This window comes from Xanthomonas sp. CFBP 8443, assembly GCF_025666195.1.
Lineage (GTDB): Bacteria > Pseudomonadota > Gammaproteobacteria > Xanthomonadales > Xanthomonadaceae > Xanthomonas_A.
In genome coordinates this window covers 2,104,303-2,125,474 of sequence record NZ_CP102592.1, presented here as the reverse complement: position 1 = coordinate 2,125,474, position 21,172 = coordinate 2,104,303, and the positions used below count along the sequence as shown (strand labels likewise).

Annotated in this window: 16 protein-coding genes; 6 read left to right on the top strand and 10 right to left on the bottom strand. The window is 68.5% G+C overall.

Annotated features, from left to right (window positions below; genetic code table 11):
• Positions 1–4: 4 nt before the first annotated feature.
• The 3 genes from sdhD to NUG20_RS09045 all read right to left on the bottom strand — a co-directional run bounded on the left by sdhD (position 5) and on the right by NUG20_RS09045 (position 1,012).
• Complete coding sequence (gene sdhD / locus NUG20_RS09055) at positions 5–391, bottom strand: succinate dehydrogenase, hydrophobic membrane anchor protein (RefSeq protein ID WP_184411015.1); 387 nt, start codon at positions 389–391, stop codon at positions 5–7.
• Complete coding sequence (gene sdhC, locus NUG20_RS09050) at positions 388–780, bottom strand: succinate dehydrogenase, cytochrome b556 subunit (RefSeq protein WP_263398012.1); 393 nt, start codon at positions 778–780, stop codon at positions 388–390. Before sdhC ends, sdhD begins: the two co-directional genes overlap by 4 nt.
• Before the next feature lie 61 nt (positions 781–841).
• Entirely contained in the window at positions 842–1,012 is a 171-nt protein-coding gene (locus NUG20_RS09045; protein ID WP_263398011.1) for a DUF1674 domain-containing protein, read from the bottom strand.
• 38 nt (positions 1,013–1,050) lie between these two features.
• On the opposite strand from NUG20_RS09045, the gene NUG20_RS09040 reads away from it, so the two are divergent.
• Entirely contained in the window at positions 1,051–1,917 is an 867-nt protein-coding gene (locus NUG20_RS09040) for a CAF17-like 4Fe-4S cluster assembly/insertion protein YgfZ (RefSeq protein ID WP_263398010.1), read from the top strand.
• A 32-nt stretch (positions 1,918–1,949) separates the two neighbouring features.
• Here the strand turns inward: NUG20_RS09040 and ugpC are convergent, their stop codons facing one another.
• Positions 1,950–3,074: an ABC transporter ATP-binding protein gene (ugpC, locus tag NUG20_RS09035; RefSeq protein ID WP_263398009.1), complete on the bottom strand. Its 1,125-nt coding sequence runs from the start codon at positions 3,072–3,074 to the stop codon at positions 1,950–1,952.
• A gap of 434 nt (positions 3,075–3,508) precedes the next feature.
• Between ugpC and zwf the strand changes: the two genes are divergently transcribed.
• From zwf to NUG20_RS09010, 5 genes are all read left to right on the top strand, one after another.
• A complete protein-coding gene (zwf, locus tag NUG20_RS09030) occupies positions 3,509–4,945 on the top strand; it encodes a glucose-6-phosphate dehydrogenase (RefSeq protein WP_263398008.1) in 1,437 nt (478 codons plus the stop codon).
• Positions 4,942–5,949: a glucokinase gene (glk, locus tag NUG20_RS09025; protein WP_263398007.1), complete on the top strand. Its 1,008-nt coding sequence runs from the start codon at positions 4,942–4,944 to the stop codon at positions 5,947–5,949. The genes zwf and glk overlap by 4 nt, the downstream gene beginning before the upstream one ends.
• Positions 5,946–6,665, top strand: a complete 720-nt coding sequence (gene pgl / locus NUG20_RS09020; protein WP_263398006.1) for a 6-phosphogluconolactonase — start codon at positions 5,946–5,948, stop codon at positions 6,663–6,665. Before glk ends, pgl begins: the two co-directional genes overlap by 4 nt.
• A gap of 127 nt (positions 6,666–6,792) precedes the next feature.
• A complete protein-coding gene (gene edd / locus NUG20_RS09015) occupies positions 6,793–8,709 on the top strand; it encodes a phosphogluconate dehydratase (RefSeq protein ID WP_263398005.1) in 1,917 nt (638 codons plus the stop codon).
• A gap of 97 nt (positions 8,710–8,806) precedes the next feature.
• Positions 8,807–9,466, top strand: coding sequence for a bifunctional 4-hydroxy-2-oxoglutarate aldolase/2-dehydro-3-deoxy-phosphogluconate aldolase (locus tag NUG20_RS09010; RefSeq protein WP_263398004.1), 660 nt, complete (start codon positions 8,807–8,809; stop codon positions 9,464–9,466).
• Between the two features lie 235 nt (positions 9,467–9,701).
• Here the strand turns inward: NUG20_RS09010 and NUG20_RS09005 are convergent, their stop codons facing one another.
• From NUG20_RS09005 to NUG20_RS08980, 6 genes are all read right to left on the bottom strand, one after another.
• Entirely contained in the window at positions 9,702–12,845 is a 3,144-nt protein-coding gene (locus NUG20_RS09005) for a discoidin domain-containing protein (protein WP_263398003.1), read from the bottom strand.
• 509 nt (positions 12,846–13,354) lie between these two features.
• Entirely contained in the window at positions 13,355–14,191 is an 837-nt protein-coding gene (locus tag NUG20_RS09000) for a carbohydrate ABC transporter permease (protein WP_184411024.1), read from the bottom strand.
• Positions 14,188–15,069 (bottom strand): carbohydrate ABC transporter permease, encoded by an 882-nt coding sequence (locus tag NUG20_RS08995; protein WP_263109714.1) that lies wholly within the window; start codon positions 15,067–15,069, stop codon positions 14,188–14,190. The genes NUG20_RS09000 and NUG20_RS08995 overlap by 4 nt, the downstream gene beginning before the upstream one ends.
• Complete coding sequence (locus NUG20_RS08990; RefSeq protein ID WP_263398431.1) at positions 15,066–16,331, bottom strand: sugar ABC transporter substrate-binding protein; 1,266 nt, start codon at positions 16,329–16,331, stop codon at positions 15,066–15,068. The genes NUG20_RS08995 and NUG20_RS08990 overlap by 4 nt, the downstream gene beginning before the upstream one ends.
• Positions 16,332–16,375: 44 nt before the next feature.
• Positions 16,376–17,956, bottom strand: coding sequence for a glucoamylase family protein (locus tag NUG20_RS08985; protein ID WP_317852746.1), 1,581 nt, complete (start codon positions 17,954–17,956; stop codon positions 16,376–16,378).
• A 145-nt stretch (positions 17,957–18,101) separates the two neighbouring features.
• Positions 18,102–21,065 (bottom strand): TonB-dependent receptor, encoded by a 2,964-nt coding sequence (locus tag NUG20_RS08980; RefSeq protein ID WP_263398001.1) that lies wholly within the window; start codon positions 21,063–21,065, stop codon positions 18,102–18,104.
• Between the last annotated feature and the right edge of the window lie 107 nt (positions 21,066–21,172).

Below are 21,172 nucleotides of genomic sequence, written 5' to 3'. Positions count from 1 at the left end.
CGGATCAGGCAATGCCTAGCGCGATGCGCGCCACGGCGAAGATGCTGACGATGGCGCCGAGCACGGCGACGAAACGCACGATGGTCTGCGCCGCGAGGGCCAGCAGCGAGGTGTGCACGTAGTCTTCCAGCACCACCTGCATGCCCAGCTGCGCATGCCAGAACGCGGCGATGAGGAAGCCGACCAGCAGGATCGCATTCCACGGCTTGGCCACCGCCTCGGTGGCGGCGACGTAGTCCGAACCCATCAGGCCCAGCACGAAGATCAGGAACCAGATCGACAGCGGCACCAGCGCGGTGGCGGTCAACCGCTGCACCACGAAATGCTCGGTGCCGGTCTTGGCCGCGCCCAGGCCGCGCACGTTCTTCAGCGGAGTACGGTAACGGTTCATGCGCCAGCTCCCAGCAACACGTAGGCCCACACGGCGCCGGTCAGCACGAAGCTGAGGATCACCGACAGCCAGCCGATGGTGACGAAGGCGCGCACCGCGTAGCCCTGGCCGAAGTCCTGCAGGATGTGGCGCAGGCCGCCGAACAGATGGAAGGCGAAGCACCAGGTCCAGCCGAACAGGAACACCTGTCCGTACCAGGCGCCGGCGATATCGCGGAAGAGGTTCCAGGAGGACGGACCGAGCATCAGCGCCAGCAAACCGGCGGCGATGACCAGGGCGCCGATCGAGAGCACGATGCCGGTGGCTCGATTCAGGATCGAGGTCACCATCTGGATCTGCCAACGATAGACCTGCAGGTGGGGGGAAAGAGGACGTTCGCGGGTCGCCATTCGCTGGGCTCGTTGTCTCGGCTGGGCGGCGTGCTTAAGGCCGCGTTGGCTCAAAGCTGGATCAGAAATCGATGCAGCGTCCGTTTTTCTCCCAGTCGCCGTAGCGCGTCGGCTCGAGGCCGCCGCGACCGCCGATTTCCCGCGGCGCAGGCGTCGCTTCCGGAGTCGTCTCCTCGGCGGGTCGCTGCGTTTCGGGATCGGACTCGGGTGTGGGGGTTGGTTGGCCTATCATGCGGGTCTCACAACAGCGTAATTTTAGTCCTCCCCCTCGTGCCTGACAACCTGAATCTCACTTTCGACCGTTTTTCCGCGCTGCCAGACCTGCAATACGTAGGCTTGAGCGGCGTGGATGCAGTGGCTTTCGCCCAGGCGCAGTTCGCCAACGACGTGCAGGCGCTGCGCAACGGCCACTGGCAGTGGAATGCCTGGCTGACCGCGAAAGGCCGGGTGATCGCGCTGTTCGCGCTGCTGCGGCGCGCCGACGACGAACTGCTGGTGCTGCTGCCAGACGGCGGCGCAGCGGAACTGGCGACGGCGCTGAACCGCTTCGTATTCCGGCGCAAGGTGCGCATCGCGGTGCGTGAGGATCTGCATGGCTTCGGGCGCCTGAGCATGCCCGAACAGGCCCGGGGCGCAGCGTCTGCGCCGGGTGACCACGGCGTGATCGAGCTGGACATGGGCGGCGGCGCGATGCCGCGCACGCTGCTGCTGGCGCCGGCCGCCGATGCCGGCGTGGCCGATCCCGCATTCGCCGCGGCATGGCGCCGGACCGATCTGGCGCTGGGCCTGGCCCGGCTCGACGCCGGCCAGCGCGAACAATGGACCCCGCAGCAGCTGGCGCTGGACCGGCTGCACGCCTTCAGCGTGAAGAAAGGCTGCTATCCGGGCCAGGAGATCGTCGCCCGCACCCATTTCCTGGGCAAGGCCAAGCGCGCGCTGCAGTTGCTGGCGGTGGACGGCGTGGCCGAGGTCGGCGCGCAGGTGCTGCGCGACGGACAGGCGCTGGGCAGTGTGGTCAGCATCGCCGGCGAGCTGGCGCTGGCGGTACTGCCGCTGGAGGACGCGCCGCCGACCGGTCTGTCCATCGGTGCGCAGGCCGCGCAATGGCAGCCGCTGCACGAAGGCCTCGCGCGCTGAACCCGGCAGCGGCCGGGAACGCCCACCTTGGCTTATTGCGGTTGCGAGTCCCGAGTCCCGAGTCCCGAGTCCCGAGCCTCCAAACGCTCGCCGCTCTCCGGATCGAAGAAATGCAGCGCCTCGCCGCGCACCGCCACGCGCAGGCTCTCGCCCAGGCCCGGCAGCGCGCGCGGCGCCACCCGCATCACCAGCGGCTGGCTGCCGTAGCTGAGGTTGACGAAGATCTCGTTGCCGACCGGCTCGATCACCTCGATGGTGGCCGCGAACCCGCCCTGCCCGTCCGCGCTGGGCTGCAGGTGCTCGGGCCGCACGCCGATCGCGATCGGCCGGCCCAGCCACTGCGGCGCGACATGCGCGCCGTGCAGCGGCACGCGGCTGCCGTCGGCCAGCTGCAGGTGCACGCCGTCTTCCTCGACCAGCTGGCCCTGCAGCACGTTCATCGCCGGGCTGCCGAGGAACCCGGCCACGAACAGGTTGGCGGGGCGTTCGTACAGCGCCATCGGCGTGTCGATCTGCTGGATCAGCCCGTCCTTGAGCACCACGATGCGCTGGCCCAGGGTCATCGCCTCGACCTGGTCGTGGGTCACGTAGATCATCGTGGTGCCGAGCTTGCGGTGCAGCTGCGCGATCTCGGTGCGCACCGAATGGCGCAGCTTGGCGTCGAGGTTCGACAGCGGCTCGTCGAGCAGGAACACCGCCGGCTCGCGCACCAGCGCGCGACCCAGCGCCACGCGCTGGCGCTGGCCGCCGGACATCGCCCGCGGCAGCTTGCCGAGCATCGGGGTCAGGCCCAGCGTCTCGGCAGCGGCGGCGACACGGCGCTCGATGACGTCCTTGGGTTCGCCGCGCAGCTTCAGCCCGAACGCCAGGTTCTCGGCCACGGTCATGTGCGGGTACAGCGCGTAGCTCTGGAACACCATCGCGATGTCGCGATCCTTCGGCGCCACGTCGTTGACCACGTTCTCGCCGATACGCAGCTCGCCGCCGCTGATCTCTTCAAGCCCGGCGATCATCCGCAGCAGGGTGGACTTGCCGCAGCCGGACGGCCCGACCAGCACCATCAGCTCGCCGTCGGCCACTTCGAAGCTGGCCCCGTGCACGGCGACCTGGCCGTTGTCGTAGACCTTGCGGATGTTGTCCAGTTGTACTTTCGCCATGGTGCGGTATCCGGTTTCCGGCTGGGAGAGACGGGCTGCCGCCGGTCCCTCCCGATGGCAGTGCATACGAATGCGGTTCGCATCGTGCCAGCGACACAGGCAACAATGGGAGCGCAATGCGGTATTCTGCCATGTAACCGTTTTCACGGGGCAACATCGACGCCTGCGAGGGCCTGCGATGCGATCCGCCAACCTGCCGCCGTCCCGGCGCGCGCACGAGCAACGGCCTGATGCTTGAGGCATTAGACAGGTATGCTCAGAGGTCTGGCAGTCGTATTCATCTCCAGGATCGTGCGTCCCGCTGGCGGTCACCGCTATGCCCGCACGAGCCGCAGGACGGATACAGGCCGGTCCCGCCGCTTGCTTACCAACGCCACGTCACTTCTAGCCCCCAGGTGATCGACGAAATGTCACCCGAAACCGAAAACCGGTCGATGCACGATACCTTCCTGCTGTTTGGCGCCACCGGCGATCTGGCCCAGCGCTACCTGTTCCCCTCGCTGCTGCGCATGCTCGACGACGGCTTCCTGCCGGAAGACTTCCGCATCCGCGCGCTGGCGCTGTCGCCGCACGACACCGCCAAGTTCCACGAGATCCTCAAGCCGCGCCTGCAGGCGGCGATGCCGCAGGTCAGCGAGGCGGTCATCCAATCGTTGCTGGACCGCACCGACTACCGCTCGGTGGACCTGCGCAACGCCGAGTCGGTGGCCGATGCGGTGCGCGAGCTGGCCGCGCGCAAGTGCGTCAGCTACCTGGCGATCCCGCCGGGGCTGTACATCAGCACCTGCCAGGGCCTGGCTCTGGGCGGCGCGCTGGCCGCGCCGAACCGGCTGATGCTGGAGAAGCCGATCGGCCACGACTCGGCCAGCGCGCGCGAGATCCTGCAGGCGATCGGCGCGCTGATCGACGAGGACCGCGTGTTCCGCCTGGACCACTACCTGGGCAAGGCCGCGGTGCAGAACCTGATCGCGCTGCGCTTCGGCAACACGCTGCTGGAAGCGGTGTGGAACCGCAACTACATCGAGTCGGTGGAGATCCTGGTCGCCGAGAGCGAAGGCGTGGACGGCCGTGACGCCTACTACGCGCGTTCCGGCGCGCTGCGCGACATGGTCCAGAGCCACATCCTGCAGTTGCTGTGCCTGGTGGCGATGGAGCCGCCGGCGTCGCTGGAAGCGGACCGCATCCGCGACGAGAAGGTCAAGGTGCTGCGCGCGCTGCGTCCGCTGCAGGCCGCGCACGCCGCGCGCGACAGCGTGCGCGGGCGCTACACCGCCGGCACCATCAACGGCCAGCCGGCGCAGGCCTACCAGCCGCCGGAAGGCAGCGACGTGGAGACCTTCGTCGGCGTCACCGCCTACATCGACAACTGGCGCTGGGCCGGCGTGCCGTTCCGGCTGTGCACCGGCAAGCGCCTGGCCGAACGCACCACGCGCATCGTGGTCACGCTCAAGCCGGTCACCCACTGGCTGTTCGAGCGGCCCGACGCGACCCACGTGGCGCCGAACCGGCTGACCTTCCAGCTGCAGCCGCAGGAAAACATCGAGCTGGGCCTGATGAGCAGCCTGGCCGGTCCGGAATGGGGCGCGCTGGAACTGCAGCCGCTGGAGCTGGAGCTGTCGGTGCCGACCGGCCTGCACCGCCGCATCGCCTACGAGCGGCTGATGCTCGACGCGCTCAACGGCAACCACGCGCTGTTCGTGCGCGACGACGAAGTGCGCGCGGCCTGGGCCTGGATCGACAGCGTCAGCGACGCCTGGGCGCAGGCGCAGTCGCCGCTGCTGCCCTACCCGGCCGGCAGCTGGGGGCCGCAGGAAGCCGAACGCTACGTCTCCGCCGACGACGCCAGCGCCGTGCAGCGGGACACGCCATGACCGCGCCGCTGCGGCCGGTGCTGGTCGCCGACATCGGCGGCACCAACGCGCGCTTCGCGCTCGCCGACCTCGGCGCGTCGGCGCCGCTGCTCGACGACAGCACCCAGACCTTCGCGGTGGTGGACTTCCCGTCGCTGGGCGATGCCGCGCGCTACTACCTGCAGCAGACCGGAGTGGACGCGCGCAGCGGCGTGTTCGCCGTGGCCGGGCGCGTGGACGGCGACGAGGCGCGGATCACCAACCATCCGTGGGTGATCTCGCGCTCGCGCACCCGCGCCATGCTCGGCTTCGAGGAACTGCACCTGATCAACGACTTCGCCGCGCAGGCGATGGCGATCAGCCTGCTGCAGCCGCAGGACGTGATCCAGGTCGGCGGCGCGGTCTGGCAGCCGTCGCCGATCGCGCAGCCGCGCAACTACGCGGTGATCGGCCCGGGCACCGGCCTGGGCGTGGGCGGCCTGCTGATCCGCGGCGGCCGCTGCTATCCGCTGGAGACCGAGGGCGGCCACGTCAGCTTCCCGCCCGGCACGCCCGAGGAGATCCGCATCCTGGAATTGCTGTCGCAACAGTTCGGCCGCGTCTCCAACGAGCGCCTGATCTGCGGTCCCGGCCTGGTCAACATCCATCGCGCGCTCAGCGAGATCGCCGGCGACGACCCGGGCCCGCTGCAGCCGGCCGACATCACCGCGCGCGCCGCGCAGGGCGACTACCGCGCGATGCGCACGATCGACGTGTTCTGTGCGGTGTTCGGCGCCATCGCCGGCGACCTGGTGCTGATGCACGGCGCCTGGGACGGCGTGTTCCTGACCGGCGGCCTGGTACCGAAGATGCTCGATGCGCTCCAGCATTCCGGCTTCCGCCAGCGCTTCGAGCACAAGGGCCGCTTTTCGTCGATCATGGCACGGGTGCCGTCGCTGGCGGTGATCCATCCGCGTCCCGGCCTGCTCGGCGCCGCTGCCTACGCGGTCGATGCCGAGCGCGAATCCCCAGGAGTCGTCGCATGAACCCCACGTTGTCCGATCGCATCACCCTGATCCGTTACGACGATCCAGACGAATGGATCGACGCGGCGGCGGCCGAGATCGGCGACGCGCTGCGCGAGGAGATCCAACGGCGCGGCGGCGCGCGGCTGCTGCTGTCCGGCGGCACCACCCCGGCGCCGGTGTACCAGGCGCTGGCCGAGCTGCCGCTGGACTGGTCGAAGCTGGACGTGGGCCTGGTCGACGAGCGCTGGCTGTCGCCGCAGGACAGCGACAGCAACGCCTACTTGGTCCGGCAGAGCTTCCTGGAGCGTGCCGAAGGCGCGCGCTTCGAGCCGCTGGTGCGGGTCGGCAAGCCGCTGCAGGACTGTGTGCATGCCGCCAACCTGCATGCGCAGCACGCGCCGGCCGCGTGCCTGGCGGTGCTGGGCATGGGCGGCGACGGCCACACCGCGTCGCTGTTCCCCGGCGCCACCGACCTGAGCAAGGCGCTGGCCAATCCGCTGCCCTACGCCGCGCTCGACGCCACCGGCTGCCCCGGCGCCAATACCTGGCCGCTGCGCATCACCCTGACCCCGGCCGGCCTGGCGCCGATCGGCCGGCGCATGCTGCTGTTGCGCGGCAAGCAGAAGCTCGACGTGCTCGAACGCGCGCTGGCCGGCACCGATCCGCACGAATTCCCGATCCGCGTCGCCTTCGATACGCCTGGTGCGCGCTTGCGCGTGCTTTGGTGCGAATGAAGCCGGGACCGGGGACTCGGGACTCGGGACTCGTAACAGCCCAGGGCTGCCGCATTCCCGCTCTTTCGAGTCCCGAGTCCCCCGTCCCGAGTCCCGACATCCCCACACTTCATAGCCACTTCAGCCAATGAGCCTGCATCCGAAAATCCATGCGATCACCGAACGCATCCGCGAGCGCAGTGCGCCGTCGCGGCGCGCCTACCTGGCCGGCATCGACGCCGCGTTGCGCGATGGCCCGTTCCGCGCGCGGCTGAGCTGCGGCAACCTGGCGCACGGCTTCGCCGCCTGCGGCCCGACCGACAAGAGCCGGCTGGAAGGCGGGATCACGCCGAACCTGGGCATCGTCACCGCGTACAACGACATGCTGTCGGCGCACCAGCCGTTCGAGCACTATCCGGAGATGATCCGCAGCACCGCGCGCGCGCTCGGCGCCACCGCGCAGGTCGCCGGCGGCGTGCCGGCGATGTGCGACGGCGTGACCCAGGGCCGCCCCGGCATGGAGCTGTCGCTGTTCTCGCGCGACGTGATCGCCCAGGCCACCGCGATCGGCCTCAGCCACGACATGTTCGACACCACCATCTACCTGGGCGTGTGCGACAAGATCGTGCCCGGCCTGCTGATCGGCGCGCTGGCCTTCGGCCACCTGCCGGCGGTGTTCGTGCCGGCCGGGCCGATGACCCCGGGCATCCCCAACAAGCAGAAGGCCGAGGTGCGCGAGCGCTACGCCGCCGGCCAGGCCACCCGCGACGAACTGCTGGCCGCCGAATCGGCGTCCTACCACGCGCCCGGCACCTGCACCTTCTACGGCACCGCCAACTCCAACCAGGTGTTGCTGGAGGCGATGGGCGTGCAGTTGCCAGGCGCCTCGTTCGTCAACCCCGGCACGCCGCTGCGCGACGCGCTGACCCAGCAGGCAACCGAACGCGCGCTGCGCATCACCGCGCTGGGCAGCGACTTCCGCCCGCTCGGCCGGCTGATCGACGAGCGCGCGATCGTCAATGCCGCGGTCGCGCTGATGGCCACCGGCGGCTCCACCAACCACACCATCCACTGGGTGGCGGTGGCGCGCGCGGCCGGCATCGTGCTGACCTGGGACGACCTGGACGAGCTGTCGCAGATCGTGCCGCTGCTGACCCGGGTGTATCCCAACGGCGAGGCCGACGTGAACCATTTCGCCGCGGCCGGCGGCATCGGCTTCGTGTTCCGCGAACTGATGGACGCGGGGCTGATGCACGACGACCTGGCCACCATCGTGCCCGGCGGCATGCGCGCCTACGGCGACGAGCCGTGCGTGCAGAACGGCGCGCTGGCCTACGTGCCGACTCCGGCCAAGAGCGCCGACGAGACGGTGGTGCGCCCGGCGTCCAACCCGTTCGAGGCGCAGGGCGGGCTACGCCTGCTGCGCGGCAATATCGGCCGCTCGCTGATCAAGCTGTCGGCGGTGAAGCCGGAGTTCCGCACCATCGAGGCGCCGGCGGTGGTCATCGACGCGCCGCAGGTCCTGAACAAGCTGCATGCCGCCGGCGTGCTGCCGCACGACTTCGTGGTGGTGCTGCGCTACCAGGGACCGCGCGCCAACGGCATGCCGGAACTGCATTCGCTGGCGCCGCTGCTGGGCCTGCTGCAGAACCAGGGCCGGCGCGTGGCGCTGGTCACCGACGGGCGCCTGTCCGGCGCCTCGGGCAAGTTCCCGGCGGCGATCCACGTGACCCCGGAAGCGGCGCGCGGCGGCCCGATCGCCCGGGTGCGCGAAGGCGACATCGTGCGCCTGGACGGCGAGGCCGGCACCCTGGAAGTGCTGGTGGATGCGGTCGAATGGGCCTCGCGCGCGCTGGCGCCGAACACCGCGCCGGCCGCGCACGACATCGGCCGCAACCTGTTCGCGATCAATCGCCGCGTGGTCGGCCCCGCCGACCAGGGCGCGATGTCGATCTCCTGCGGCCCGCCGGCCGCCGACGGCGACGTGTGGGACTACGACGCCGAGTACGACCTGGGCCGCAGCGCCGAGGCCGCCGCCGCGCCGCACGAGGAAAAGGACGCCTGAGCCCGCGGCCCGGCAGGCGCCGCGCGCGCCTGCCCTCCCCTGCGCCGGCCGCATGCGGCCAACGAACCCCTGCCATCATCGCCAACACGAGACTGTCATGACGATTGCCGAATACCAGAACACAGCCGAAGCGCTGCTGCGCGACGCCGGCATCCTGCCGGTTGTCACCGTCCACACCCTGGACGAGGCGCGCCGCGTGTCCGCCGCCCTGCTCGAAGGCGGCCTGCCCGCGATCGAGCTGACCCTGCGCACGCCGGTGGCGATGGACGCGCTGGCGATGCTCAAGCGCGAGCTGCCGGACATCAAGATCGGTGCCGGCACCGTGCTCAGCGAGACCCAGTTGCAGCAGGCGATCGACGCCGGCGCCGATTTCATCGTCACCCCGGGCACGCCGCCGGCGCTGGCCGACGCGCTGGCGCGGGCGCCGCTGCCGGTGGTGCCGGGCGCGGCCACCCCGACCGAACTGCTGGCGCTGATGGCGCGCGGCTTCCGCGTGTGCAAGCTGTTCCCGGCCTCGGCGGTCGGCGGCCTGGCGATGCTCAAGGGCCTGGCCGGCCCGCTGGCCGACCTGAAGCTGTGCCCCACCGGCGGCATCGGCGAAAGCACCGCCGCCGAGTACCTGGCGCAACCGAACGTGGTCTGCATCGGCGGCTCGTGGATGGTGCCCAAGGACTGGCTGGCCAACGGCGAGTGGGACAAGGTGCGGGAGAGCGCGGCGAAGGCGGCCGGGATCGTGCGGTCTGTCAGGGCTGGGTGAGGCCGGGACCGGGGACCGGGGACCGGGGACCGGGGACCCGGAAAATCAAAAGCAAAAGAAAAGCGCCGGCATGCCGGCGCTTTTTGTTTGGCTGTTGCTGTCGCGTTTGCCGTTCCGGGTCCCCGGTTCCTGGTCCCGGCTGTTGCTGTCGCATCTGCCGTTCCGGGTCCCCGGTCCCCGGTCCCTGGTCCCGGCTCCACCGAGTCCCCAGTCCCGAGTCCCGAGTCCCGACGCCTCACCTCACCTCAATCTGCACATCCGCCGGCAACGAACGGATCCGCAGTTCGCCGTTTTCCCACTGCGCCGCTTCGCCGTTGATCTGGGTGCGGCCGGGCTCGCCCGGGTACGGCCACGGCAGCACCAGGCCGCCGCTGGGCACGCGCAGGCCGCCGGAGATGCCCAAGGTCAGGCGATTCTTCTGCCGGCGCAACTGGTAGCTCAGTTCGCCTTGCGGGGTGCGCAGGTCCTGGATGGCGATGCCCTTGCCGTCGAACCACGCCGCCGGCACGCCGGCCGCCAGCACCAGGCTGTCGTCGACGTCGCGCGCGTAGGCGAACATGTCCAGCACCGAGCGCACGAAGTCCGAGCCGACCCAGGCATGCGGCAGATCGCCGACGAAGAACGGCTTGCGCGGCGTGCGCGAGACCACTTCGGCCCACTGGTTCCAGGGTTGCGGCGCGCGGTCCTTGAAGAAGAACTGGGTCGCGTCCCAGGCGCGCTCGCGCCAGCCCAGGCGCACGAACGCGGCGACGTTGCGCCATTCGTACGGCGTGTAGTCCTTCCATTCGCGCTTGCCGTCGCGGCGGCTGGCGAACTCGCCCCAGTAGCGCTCGAAGGTGTTGCCCAGCAGTTGCGGCGGCAACCGTCCCTGCTCGCCGCCCGGCGCCAGCGCGATGGTCGTGGAGGTGGGATCGAAATCGCCCAGCTCGGCCGAACCCGGCAGGAAATCGATGTGGTGCTGCTGCGTGGCGCTCTCCAGCGAGGCGTACAGGTCTTGGCGGAATTCGTCGCGCGCGGCAGCGAAGCGTGCCGCATCGTCGATCCGGCCCAGTTCGGCGGCGATCTCCACCGCGTCCTTGTAGCCGCGCAATGCCCAGAAGTTGTCCCAGTACGAATGCATCGGCTTGGCCGAATAGCCTTCGTGGCTGATCGACACCGGCATCATTCCGTAGAACGCCGGGTTGCGCGAGCGGTTCTCCTCGGTGCGCTCGCTCAGCCGCAACTGCTCCATGTACTCGTACGCGGCCAGCACGTGCGGCCACATCTTCTCCAGGAATGCGCGGTCGCCGCTGTAGCGGTAGTAGTCGGCGACGCCGAAGATCAGTTCGCCGTGGCTGTCGTTCTCCGGCACCGGGTCGCTGCCGCGGTCGTCCACGCAGCACGGCACCATGCCGTTGGCGAACTGGTACGGCGCGTACCACTCCAGGTATTCGCGCGCCACGTCGGCGCGGCCCAGGCGCAGCAGGCCTTCGGAAATCATCGCGCCGTCGCGGATCCAGCTGCGCGAATACGAGCGCGTGCCCGGCTGCAGGCGCGGCCCGATCCGCGAGATCAGCATGTGCGCCAGCGCGGTGCGCAGCGTGTCGGCCAGCGCCTTGCCCTCGGCCGGCACGTGCAGTTGCACCCGGTCCAGCTTCTCGCGCCATTGCGCGGCGACCTGCTGCTGCGCCTTGGCCGGGTCGAAACCGGCCGGCAACGCCTGCGCGCCGGTCTGTGGGATCAGCAACGCCACCTCGCGCACTTCACCCGGGGCCAGGCGCCCGCGGTACAGCAGCGCGCCCGAGGCCAGGCCGTCGGCGTCGGACGCCTGCTGCGGCAGCGCGGCGCCATCGGCAGACAAGCGCTCCACGTCGATGCCGGCGTCGAACGCCGTGGCATAGGCCGCATCGGGCTTCTGTACCGCGAACACCCGCGGCTCGCCGTTGACCTGCACCTGGCCGCCGTCGAACGCCAGCAGATGGATCGGGCTGACCCCGCCGACGGTGTTGAGGAACTGGCTGGGCGGGTTCACCTGGAACGGCCGCACCGCCAGCGCCAGGGTGTAGTCGTGCGGCTGCTTGCTCGGGTTGCTGAGCCGGTAGCGCGCCACCAGCTGCGCCTGCTCCGGGGTGCCCTGGACGAAGGCGGTGATGCGCAGGCCGGCGTTGTCGTGGCTCCAGTCCACGCTCGGGATCGGCAGGTAGTCGTCCTGCAGGCTCTGTGCGGTCTTCACGTCGGCCCAGCTCAGGCGCTTGCCGTCCAGCAGCAGGAACGGCTCGATGCTGAAGCCGCCCTTGCCCACTTCGATCGCGCCGTCCTCGCCGACCAGGCCCTGCTCGCGGCCGCCGTCCAGGCCGACGATGGTCCAGTATGGCTGCTCGCCGCTGAAGCCGCGCGGGAACCAGCCGCGGGTGGAATCGGCCGCCACCGACTTGACGAAGTCGTTCGGGGTGGCGGCGAAGGCCAGCGGCTGCAGCGCGATGTCGGCGATGCCGTAGCGGAAGCTGGGGCCGTCCTCCAGGTCGATGCGCACGTAGCGCGCCTCGGTCTCGGGCATCGGCAGCCAGTCGGTGCCGCCGTTGCCGGCAGTGACGTTGCGCAGTTCGCGCCAGCTGCGGCCGTCGGCCGAGCCCTGCAGCCGGTAGCGCGAGGCGTACACGCCCGGCGCCCACTGCAGCTTGGCGCCGCCGAACTCGCGCACCTTGCCCAGGTCCAGCATCACCGTCTGGGTCTTGGCGTTGCCGCTGTACCACACCGTGTCCGCCTTGCCGTCGGCGATGCGCTGCTCCAGCGCCGGCGCGGTGTCGGCGCTGACCTTCACCGCCAGCGGCGAGGTGTCCTGCGGCGGCAGCGGGGTCAGCGCCAGCTGGTCGAAGCACACCGTGCCCTTGCCGCCGACCTGGTTGTAGATGGTGAACTCGATCTGCGCGCTGCGCTTGAGTTCCTTGTCCGGGCTCGGCCCCCAGGCCTTGTCGATCTGCCGCTTCTTGAAGGCGAGCGTGGTCCATTGCTTGGGAAAGTCGTAGCGCGGCCGGTTGACCCACCACACGTTGTCGCCGCTGGCGTCGACCAGCTTGAACTGCAGGTCGTTGCTCGGCGAATCGCCGCGCAGCTGGAACGAGAGCTGGTAGTTGTCCGGGTACTCGACCGGCAGCGCGCGGCGGATGCCGGCGTAGCCGGAGACGCCGTTGAAGTCGTAGTCCAGGCAGATCGCCTTGGCGCGGCCGCCGCTGGCGGCCTGCACCAGCCGGGTCGAGGCGGTGACCTGGTTGGAGACGACGATCTGCCAGTTGTCCAGGTTGTTGAAGCCGTCCAGCGCCAGCGGCGCGGTCGGCGCCGCGGCGAAGGCCTGCGCCGCCGCCAGTCCCAGCACCGCCACCAGCCACCGTCCACTCGTCATCGCCGCACCGTCCGTCATAGACCTCGTCCTGCTCGTCGTTGGTTTTTGCAGGAGGGGCGTCGGCCCTGGCTCTACCAGCAAGGCGTCGGGGCCGACGCCCCTCCTGCACGTACGTCCATCATGGCCTGCAGTTCAGCGCGAAGCGATGCAGGCGCGTTCCCACACTCGCCCGGTTCCGATGCCGTCCATGGCGCAACCGATCGGCTCCGGACAAACCGGCCCGGCCATCCGTGGCCGGGCGTTCGGCGCAACGCGCGCCAGTGGCGCTCCATGATCGGCAAAACTGCTGCCATCCATGGCGCAACACTCGTGCACCAGAACGTCCGGCCTGGCCATCCCTGGCCAGGCGTTCGCGGACGCGCGAGCCAGTGGCTCGCAAGCGCGTCGCCGCACTCGCATCTTTCCCATGCCATCCCTGGCGCAACCGATCGGCTCCGGACAAACCGGCCCGGCCATCCGTGGCCGGGCGTTCGGCGCAACGCGCGCCAGTGGCGCGCAAGCGTTGCGCCTCACCCCTTCACGCTACCCAGCAGCAAGCCCTGGATGTAGTAGCGCTGCAGCGCCAGGAACAGCGCCAGCACCGGGATCACCGTCACCACCGCGCCGGCCATCATCATTTCCACGTCCATGATGTGCTCGCGCGACAGCGCCGCCAGCGCCACCGGCAAGGTGTAGTGCTCCTGGTCGGTCAGCACGATCAACGGCCACATGAAGTCGTTCCACGCGGCCATGAAGGTGAAGATGGTCAGCGTCACCAGCACCGGCTTGAGCATCGGCAACACGATCTGGAAGAAGATGCGCAGTTCGCCGGCGCCGTCGATGCGCGCCGCCTCCAGCAGTTCGTCCGGGATCGAGCGCGCGTACTGCCGCACCAGGAAGATGCCGAACACCGTCGCCAGCGCCGGCACCACCACCCCGCCGAAGTTGTTGACCAGGTGCAGCTGCTTCATCAGCAGGAACAGCGGCAGCATCGCCACCTGCGCCGGGATCACCAGCGCCGCCAGCAGGATCTGGAAGATCCGCTCCTTGCCGACGAAGCGAAGCTTGGCGAAGGCGTAGCCGGCCATGGTGTTGATCAGCAGCGAGCCGAAGGTGATCGCGCACGACACCAGCAGGCTGTTGGCGAAGTTGCGGGCCATGCCGGTGCGCGAGAACAGCTCGCCGTAGTTGGCCAGGGTCGGGCCGGTCGGCAGCATCGGCGGCGGGAAGCGGCTGGCCTGCCCGGCCGGCATGAACGACACCGACACCATCCACAGCAGCGGCGCCAGGCTGACCAGCGCCAACACCAGCAGCCCGCCGTTGACCAGCAGCGTGTTCCAGCGCGAAGCGCCGATCTCGCGGCTCATACCAGGTCCTTCTTGCGGCCGAAGCGCAGCATCACGGAGGTCACTCCCAGGATGATCAGGAACAGCAGGAACGCCACCGCCGACGCGCGGCCGAGGTTCCACCACTTGAAGCCTTCCTCGAACATGAAGTACAGCACGCTGACCGTGCTCTGCAGCGGGTCGCCGCGGGTCATCACGTAGGGTTCGGCGAACAGCTGGAAGTAGCCGGACACGGTGATCACCCCGACCACCAGCAGCACCGGCCCCAGCATCGGCAGGGTGATGTGCAGGAACTGCCGCCATTTCGATGCGCCGTCGATGCGCGCGGCTTCGTACAGGTCCTGCGGGATGCCCTGCAGGCCGGCCAGGAAGATCACCATGTTGTAGCCGAAGTTCTTCCACACCGCGAACAGCATGATCGTCGGCATCGCCCAATGCGGGTCGCCGAGCCAGTCGACCGGGCCGATGCCCAGGTGGCTCAGGCCGTAGTTGACCAGGCCGTAGCTGGTATGGAACAGGTAGCGCCAGATCACCGCCACCGCCACCAGCGTGGTCACCACCGGCGCGAACAGTGCGGTGCGGAACAGCGGCTTGAACCGCGCCACCGGCGCGTTGAGCAGCAGCGCCGCGCCCAGCGAGGCGCCGATCGACAGCGGCACGCCGACGATGACGAAGTAGGTGGTGTTCCACAGCGACTTCCAGAACATCTGCGTCTGCAGCAGTTCGATGTAGTTGCCGAAGCCGACGAAGCGCAGGTGGTTGCTGTCGGCCAGCGCGTACAGGTCGAAGTCGGTGACGCTCAGCGCCAGCGCCGACAGCACCGGCAGTCCGAAGAACACGCCGATCACGATCAGCGCCGGGCCGGCGAACAGCCAGCCGGCCAGGGACCCGCGCTTCATGGCGTCGCTCCTGCGGCCGGCGCCGCCGCTGCCTGCGGATGCTGCTGCTGATAGATCCAGCGCCGCTTCTCCAGGATCTCGTCCACGCGCTTGTCCAGGTCCTGCACCGCTTTCTCCTGGCTTTCGCCGCCGCGCACCACGCGCTCGGTGACCAGCCGCATTTCCTGCACGATGCGCTCCCATTCCAGCACCTTCGGCGCCGGCTTGACCCGCTCCAGCTGGTCGCGGAACGCATGCGCCAGCGGATCGTTGGCCAGCGACGGGTACTCCCAGGTGCTGCGCCGCGGCGGCATGTCGCCGATCAGCGCGTGGAAGCGCGCCTGGGTCTGCGGCCGCGACAGGAACTCGATCAGCTTCCACGCCGCGTCCTTCTGCTGCGACTTGCGGAAGATCACCAGGCTGGTGCCGCCGGCGATGCCGGCTCCCGGACCGTCCGGACCCGGCAGCGGCATCGTGCCCCACTGCCCTTTCAGCGCCGCCGGTTCCAGCTTGCGGAACTCGCGGATATTCCATGGCCCGGAGATGTAGAAGGCGTAGAAGCCGTTGAAGAACTCGTCCCACACGTTGGAGATCTGGGTCTCGGACATCTTCGGCGCCCAGTCCTGCTCGAACATGTTGGCGTAGAAGCCCAGCGCCTTGCGGAAGCCGGGGCTGCGGAAGTTGCCGTAGTTGTTGTGATCGCGCAGCAGCGGATCGTCCAGCTGCAGGCCCAGCGACAACTGCTGCTCGAATTCGTTGATCGGCATCAGGATCGCGTAGCGCTTGGGCCCCACGTGCTTCTTCACCGCGGCCATGGCCTGTTCCCACTCGGCCCAGGTCTGCGGCAGCGTCTCCACGCCGGCGTCGCGGAGCATGTCCTTGCGGTAGAACAGCAGGCGCGTGTCCACGTACCACGGCACCCCGTACAGCTGGCCGTCGATGACGCTGGTGTCCCAGATGCCGGCGAAGTAGTCCTTCGGGTCGACCACCTTGGAGCTGTCCACGTAGGGCTGCAGCGGCTGCAGCGTGTCCAGCGCGGCGAACTCGGGGATCCAGGTGTTGCCGAGCTGGCACACGTCCGGCAGCCCGTCGGCGGCGAACGCGGTCAGCAGCTTCTCGTGCGCGGCGGTCCACGGGATGTTCTGGATGTCCACGCGGATGCCGGGATTCTCCTTCTCGAATTCCGGGATCAGCTCGGCCACCACCTCGGCCTCGCGGCCCATCGCCCAGAACCGCACCACCTCGCCCTGCGGCGCGCGCGCGCAGCCGCAGATGGCCACCATCAGCGCGCCCAGCGCCAGCCAGCGACGGGTTGTCCGCAGTGCGCTCATTCGGGCTTCTGCGGTTGGCGCTGCGCGGGATTCTGCTGCGCCTCGGCGGACGCGGCGCGCGACTCGGCAATGCCGATCGCGCGCGCGGCGGCGGCCTGCTCGTCCTTCTTCGGCACCGGCTGCGCCTCGCCTTCCGGGGTCAGCCAGCCGCCGCTGAAGCCGGCGCGTTCCAGGCCGGTGCGCACGTACTTGTTCTTCTTCATCACGTTCCAGACGAACTCGTTGCGGTAGTTGGCGATCATGGTCAGGATCGGGCCCTGGTCGATGCCGATGTAGTCGCTGGACACCCAGCCGCGGTCCGGCACCACGCGCCCGGTCTTCAGCGGAATATCGTAGTTGAAGCTGGGGTTGAACGAATCCAGGAAGCCGTAGCTGGAATAGATGTAGTCGCCGTAGCGCTTGTGCATCTCCACCGTGGCCGGGATCACCACTTCCGGGGCGAACACGATCGAGGCCACCGCCGCGGTCGGCGCCAGCGTGCCGTCGTCGAAGTTCTCGCGCAGGCCGGCGCCGCGCGAGGAATAGTGGCGGAACTGGCGCTGCTCGCCGCGGTAGTCCTGCGCGGTGTTCTGCGGGCCGTCGCTGGCGGTCAGGCCCCACACGTCCTCGCTGTAGTCCTTCCACTTCATCGGGTTGGCGATCGCGTACTCGCGCTGCGCCAGCACCGCGCGGCGGCTGTTGAGGAAGTAGTCGATGCCGCGCTCGCGCATGTACTGGTCCTGCAGGTCGCGGAAGTCGATCCACACATGGCTGTACTGGTGCGCGAACATCGGCCCGAACGACAGGTATTCCTGGCCGTAGTACACGCCCCAGTCGTTGTTGTAGGTACGCGTCCACACCGTCCACGCGTCCGGGCTGACCGCATGGGTCGGCGACCCCAGAGCGAGGATGTACAGCATCATCGCCTCGTTGTAGCCCATCCAGTCGTGGCTGATGAAGCCGCTCTCGGGGAACCAGCCCATCGAGATCAGCGGCTCGCGCTGCTGCAGCCAGGTCCAGTCCACGCGCTTGTACAGGGTGTCGGCGATCTCGCGGATCTGCTTTTCGCGCGGGTCGTCGCCGTCGTAGTAGGACTGCGCGAACAGCACGCCCATCATCAGCAGCGCGGTGTCCACGCTGGACAGTTCCACCCAGCTGTCGTAGCGGTGGCCGTTCTGCATGTCCAGGAAATGGTAGTAGAAGCCCTTGTAGCCGGCCTTGCCGGTGCGCTGCGGGCCGACCGGCGCGTCCTCGAAGAATTTCAGCGTGGTCAGGGTGCGGTCGATCGCCTGGTTGCGGCTGATCCAACCGTTCTCGATGCCGATCGGATACGCGGTGAGCGCGAACCCCACCGAGGCGATGCTGGCGAACGGCCGCGACGGGAAGCGGTCGGGGGTCAGCCCGTTGGTCTCGTTGGTGGTGTCCCAGAAGAACTGAAAGGTGCGCCGTTCGATGTCGCCGAACAGCGGCGGCAGTTCCGGCTTCAGCGGCTTGGGCGGCAGCTCGGCCTCGATCAGGATCACCTGCACCGGCTTCTTTTCGCTCACCGCGGGTTCCTCGGTTTTCTTGCACGACGTCAACAACACGCCGGCCGCGATCGTCAGGACCAGCGAAAAGCGTACGAAAGCGCGCTGCTTCATCATCGTGCCACCCCTGTGAAATCGTTTACATCCACACCCGAAAATATACCCCACTCTGCGACCGCCGCGGCTCCCGATCGTTCGGGAGCCGCGGCAGCAGGACTTACCAGTTCAAGCCGAAGGACAGCTTGAACGTGCGCATCGGCGAGGCCAGCACCCCATTCGGCGTGCCGTACGACGTGTTCAGATCGTCGAAGGTGCCGGTGGCGGTGTTGTAGTCCGCATAGTTGGTCCAGTTGAACAGGTTGATGACGTCGGCACGCACGTTGAACTTGATGCCGGCGCCGGTATCCCATTCCTTGTTCGCCGCCAGGCTGAATTCCTTGTAGCCCAACGTGGAATCCGGCTTGTACTGAATGATATAGCACTGCTCGTTGCCTGCCAGGCAATTGGTGCCGTAACGCGGCGTCTGGCTGGCCAGCGACAGCTTGCCGGACAGGGTGATGGCGTACGGCAGGTCGTAGATGCCGGTCACCACCAGGCGGTTCTTGGGGATGCCGCCGGCCTCGCGCCAGCCGTAGCCGGCCATCGACTCCTGGTCCAGCGCGTAGTGCTCGCCGTACTGGCGGTTCTCCTTGGCGTCGGAGAAGGTGTAGGCCACGGTCAGGCCCCAGCCCGATTCCTTGTCGTAAGGCTTGTCCAGCTTCAGCGCCAGCTGGTTGTTGCGCGTCTCCAGGCCGTTGGTGCCCAGCACGATCGCGCTGTACCCATCCGGCGACTCGGTCGGCACGCCGGAGGTGGTGCCCGGCAGGAAGAACGAACCGTCGGCACGGCGGTTGCCGCGCAGGAACACGAAGCCGTCCTTGCTCACGATCCGGCTCAGGGTCACGTCGGTGTACCAGTCGTTGCCCCAGAAGTGCAGCATGTTGCGCATGCCGATGCTGAACTGGTCGGAGTACGGCACCTTGATGTTGTTGTCGATCAGGTAGATCTCGCGACCGCCGCCGCCGGTGTTGCTGGTGGCCAGCCCGTCCAGGCCGGCCTGGGTGGCGTAGCTCTCGTTCCAGGCCACGCAGGGGTCGCCCAGGCAGGGATTGTTGGCGCTGTTGAAGTAGTAGCTGTACGACTTGAAGCTGTTGTTGAGCTGCTCCAGCGCCAGGTAGTCGAAGATGTTGCGGTCGTAGGCACGGCCGGCGCCGCCGTAGATCACGTGCGCCTGATCGCCGGCCAGGTCGTAGGAGAAGCCCAGGCGCGGCTGCCAGGCGTCCTTGAACGCCTTGCGGTTGTTGCCGGTGCTGATGTAGTTGGAGATGTCGTAGTTGGCGTTGTTGAGATTGCTCCAGTTCTGCAGCGCGCCGGCCACGTCGGCCGGGGTCACGAAATCGAGGAACGACGGGGTCTTCTCGTAGTCGTAGCGCACGCCCAGGTTCAACGTCAGGTGCTCGTTGACCTCCCAGTCGTCCTGCAGGTAGATGCCGTACTGCTTGTTCTTGGACACCACCGAGCCGCCGCTGTTGGTGTCGCCCCAGCGCACCCGGTACGGCGTGTCGGTATCGGTCAGGATGTTGTAGTAGTACTGCGGATTGGCCGGATTGATCTGGGTCGAATCCAGCTCGATGTCCTTGTACTTGAAGCCCATCTTGACCGTATGGCTGCCGTGCCAGTCCATGCTGTTCAAGGTCAGGTCGTCCTGCAGGGTCCAGCCTTCCTGGCCCTTGTTCTGGAAGCTGCTGCCGGCGCCGGCGGTGAGGATGGTGGTCTCGTTGCCGGCCTGCGGCACGTACGAGAGCACGTAGCCGCTGCCGTTGGTCAGCGGATCCTGGGTCCAGTAAGCGCTTTCGTAGCTCAGGTTCAGATCGTTGAGGAACGCCGCGCCGGTGTACTGCCAGCGCAGGTTGGCGCGCTTCTCTTCCTGGCCGTTGGTGCTGCCGTGCTGGTAGGTGGTGGTGTCGCCGATGTCCGACAGCTCGTCTTCCTTGCGGTACTTGCCGGACAGTTCGAACAGGTGGTTGTCGCCGATCGTCCAGTCGATCTTGCCGAAATACAGGTCTTCCTTGAACGGGGTGCTGTAGGTGGCGACCAGCGGCTGCAGTTCGCCCGGCAGCTGATCGACGCGATCGGCATAGATGCCGCCCGGGATCACCGTGTTGGGCGTGGTGTATTCCTTGGCCTCGTAGGCGACGAAGAAGTGCGCGCGGTCCTGCAGGATCGGGCCGCTGAACGTGGCGCCGTACTGGGTTTCGGAGAAATCGTCGCGCTTGCCGGCCTCGCGCTCCAGCGGGCTCTCGGCGCGCCAGTCGTCGTTGGTGGTGTCCCAGAAGAAGCTGCCGTGGAAATCGTTGCCGCCGGACTTGGTCGAGGCGACGATCGCCGCGCTGCTGACCTGGTCGAACTCGGCCTTGTAGTTGGAAGTGATGACCTTGTACTCGCCGATCGCCGACTGCGGGAACGGGTTGCCGCGGCTGGAATCCTGGCCGCTGACGCCGCCGGTCAGCACGTAGTTCTTCTGGCTGATGCCGTCGATGTAGACGTTGGTGCCGTTGGCCGAGGTCGCGCCGGAGCGCACCGAGGTGTTGCCCTTGGCGTCGCGCTGGAACTGCACGCTGGGCACGCTGTCGGCCAGCTCGAGGAAGTTGCGCGTGGCCTGCGGCAGCTTCTCGATCTGCACGTTGGAGATGTAGGTGGCGTTCTCGGAGGTGCGGGTCTCCACCAGCACCGGCGGCGCGGTGACCTGCACCGCGTCGAGCGTGGTGGCGCCTTCGCCGTTGGCGGTGGCGGCCGGCGCGGCGGCGCCGAGGTTCAGCGTGGCGGTCTGGCCGACCTGCACGGTGACGTTCTGGGTGGTGGTCTGGCCATTGGCGGTCAGGTCGATGCGATACGAGCCCGGCGGCAGGCCGCCGACCGAATAGCTGCCGTTGTTGACCTGCACGGTGCGCGACAGGCCGGTCGCCAGGTTGGTGGCGGTGACCTGGGCCTGTGCCGCCGCGTCGCTCGCGACCTGGCCACGGATCGTGGCGGCGGTGCTCTGCGCGAACGCCGGCGCGGCGCTCAGCAGCAGGCAGCTGGCCAACGCTGCGCTGAGCAGCTTGCGGACCGGCTTGGCTGCCGTGTGAGTACGATGATTCATGAAACCCTCCAGGGTGGTTCTTGGTTGTTGTAGTGACTGCGTCAACAAGGGAGAAAAGTGCAACAAGTGAAGCGTTATGAACGACAGCGACGAACAGGCGGCGACGA

Coding starts and splice junctions, on each gene's coding strand:
- sdhD (WP_184411015.1), bottom strand. CDS start 391: ATGAACCGTTACCGTACTCCGCTGAAGAACGTGCGCGGCCTGGGCGCG.
- sdhC (WP_263398012.1), bottom strand. CDS start 780: ATGGCGACCCGCGAACGTCCTCTTTCCCCCCACCTGCAGGTCTATCGT.
- NUG20_RS09045 (WP_263398011.1), bottom strand. CDS start 1,012: ATGATAGGCCAACCAACCCCCACACCCGAGTCCGATCCCGAAACGCAG.
- ugpC (WP_263398009.1), bottom strand. CDS start 3,074: ATGGCGAAAGTACAACTGGACAACATCCGCAAGGTCTACGACAACGGC.
- zwf (WP_263398008.1), top strand. CDS start 3,509: ATGCACGATACCTTCCTGCTGTTTGGCGCCACCGGCGATCTGGCCCAG.
- glk (WP_263398007.1), top strand. CDS start 4,942: ATGACCGCGCCGCTGCGGCCGGTGCTGGTCGCCGACATCGGCGGCACC.
- pgl (WP_263398006.1), top strand. CDS start 5,946: ATGAACCCCACGTTGTCCGATCGCATCACCCTGATCCGTTACGACGAT.
- edd (WP_263398005.1), top strand. CDS start 6,793: ATGAGCCTGCATCCGAAAATCCATGCGATCACCGAACGCATCCGCGAG.
- NUG20_RS09010 (WP_263398004.1), top strand. CDS start 8,807: ATGACGATTGCCGAATACCAGAACACAGCCGAAGCGCTGCTGCGCGAC.
- NUG20_RS09005 (WP_263398003.1), bottom strand. CDS start 12,845: ATGACGAGTGGACGGTGGCTGGTGGCGGTGCTGGGACTGGCGGCGGCG.
- NUG20_RS09000 (WP_184411024.1), bottom strand. CDS start 14,191: ATGAGCCGCGAGATCGGCGCTTCGCGCTGGAACACGCTGCTGGTCAAC.
- NUG20_RS08995 (WP_263109714.1), bottom strand. CDS start 15,069: ATGAAGCGCGGGTCCCTGGCCGGCTGGCTGTTCGCCGGCCCGGCGCTG.
- NUG20_RS08990 (WP_263398431.1), bottom strand. CDS start 16,331: ATGGTGGCCATCTGCGGCTGCGCGCGCGCGCCGCAGGGCGAGGTGGTG.
- NUG20_RS08980 (WP_263398001.1), bottom strand. CDS start 21,065: ATGAATCATCGTACTCACACGGCAGCCAAGCCGGTCCGCAAGCTGCTC.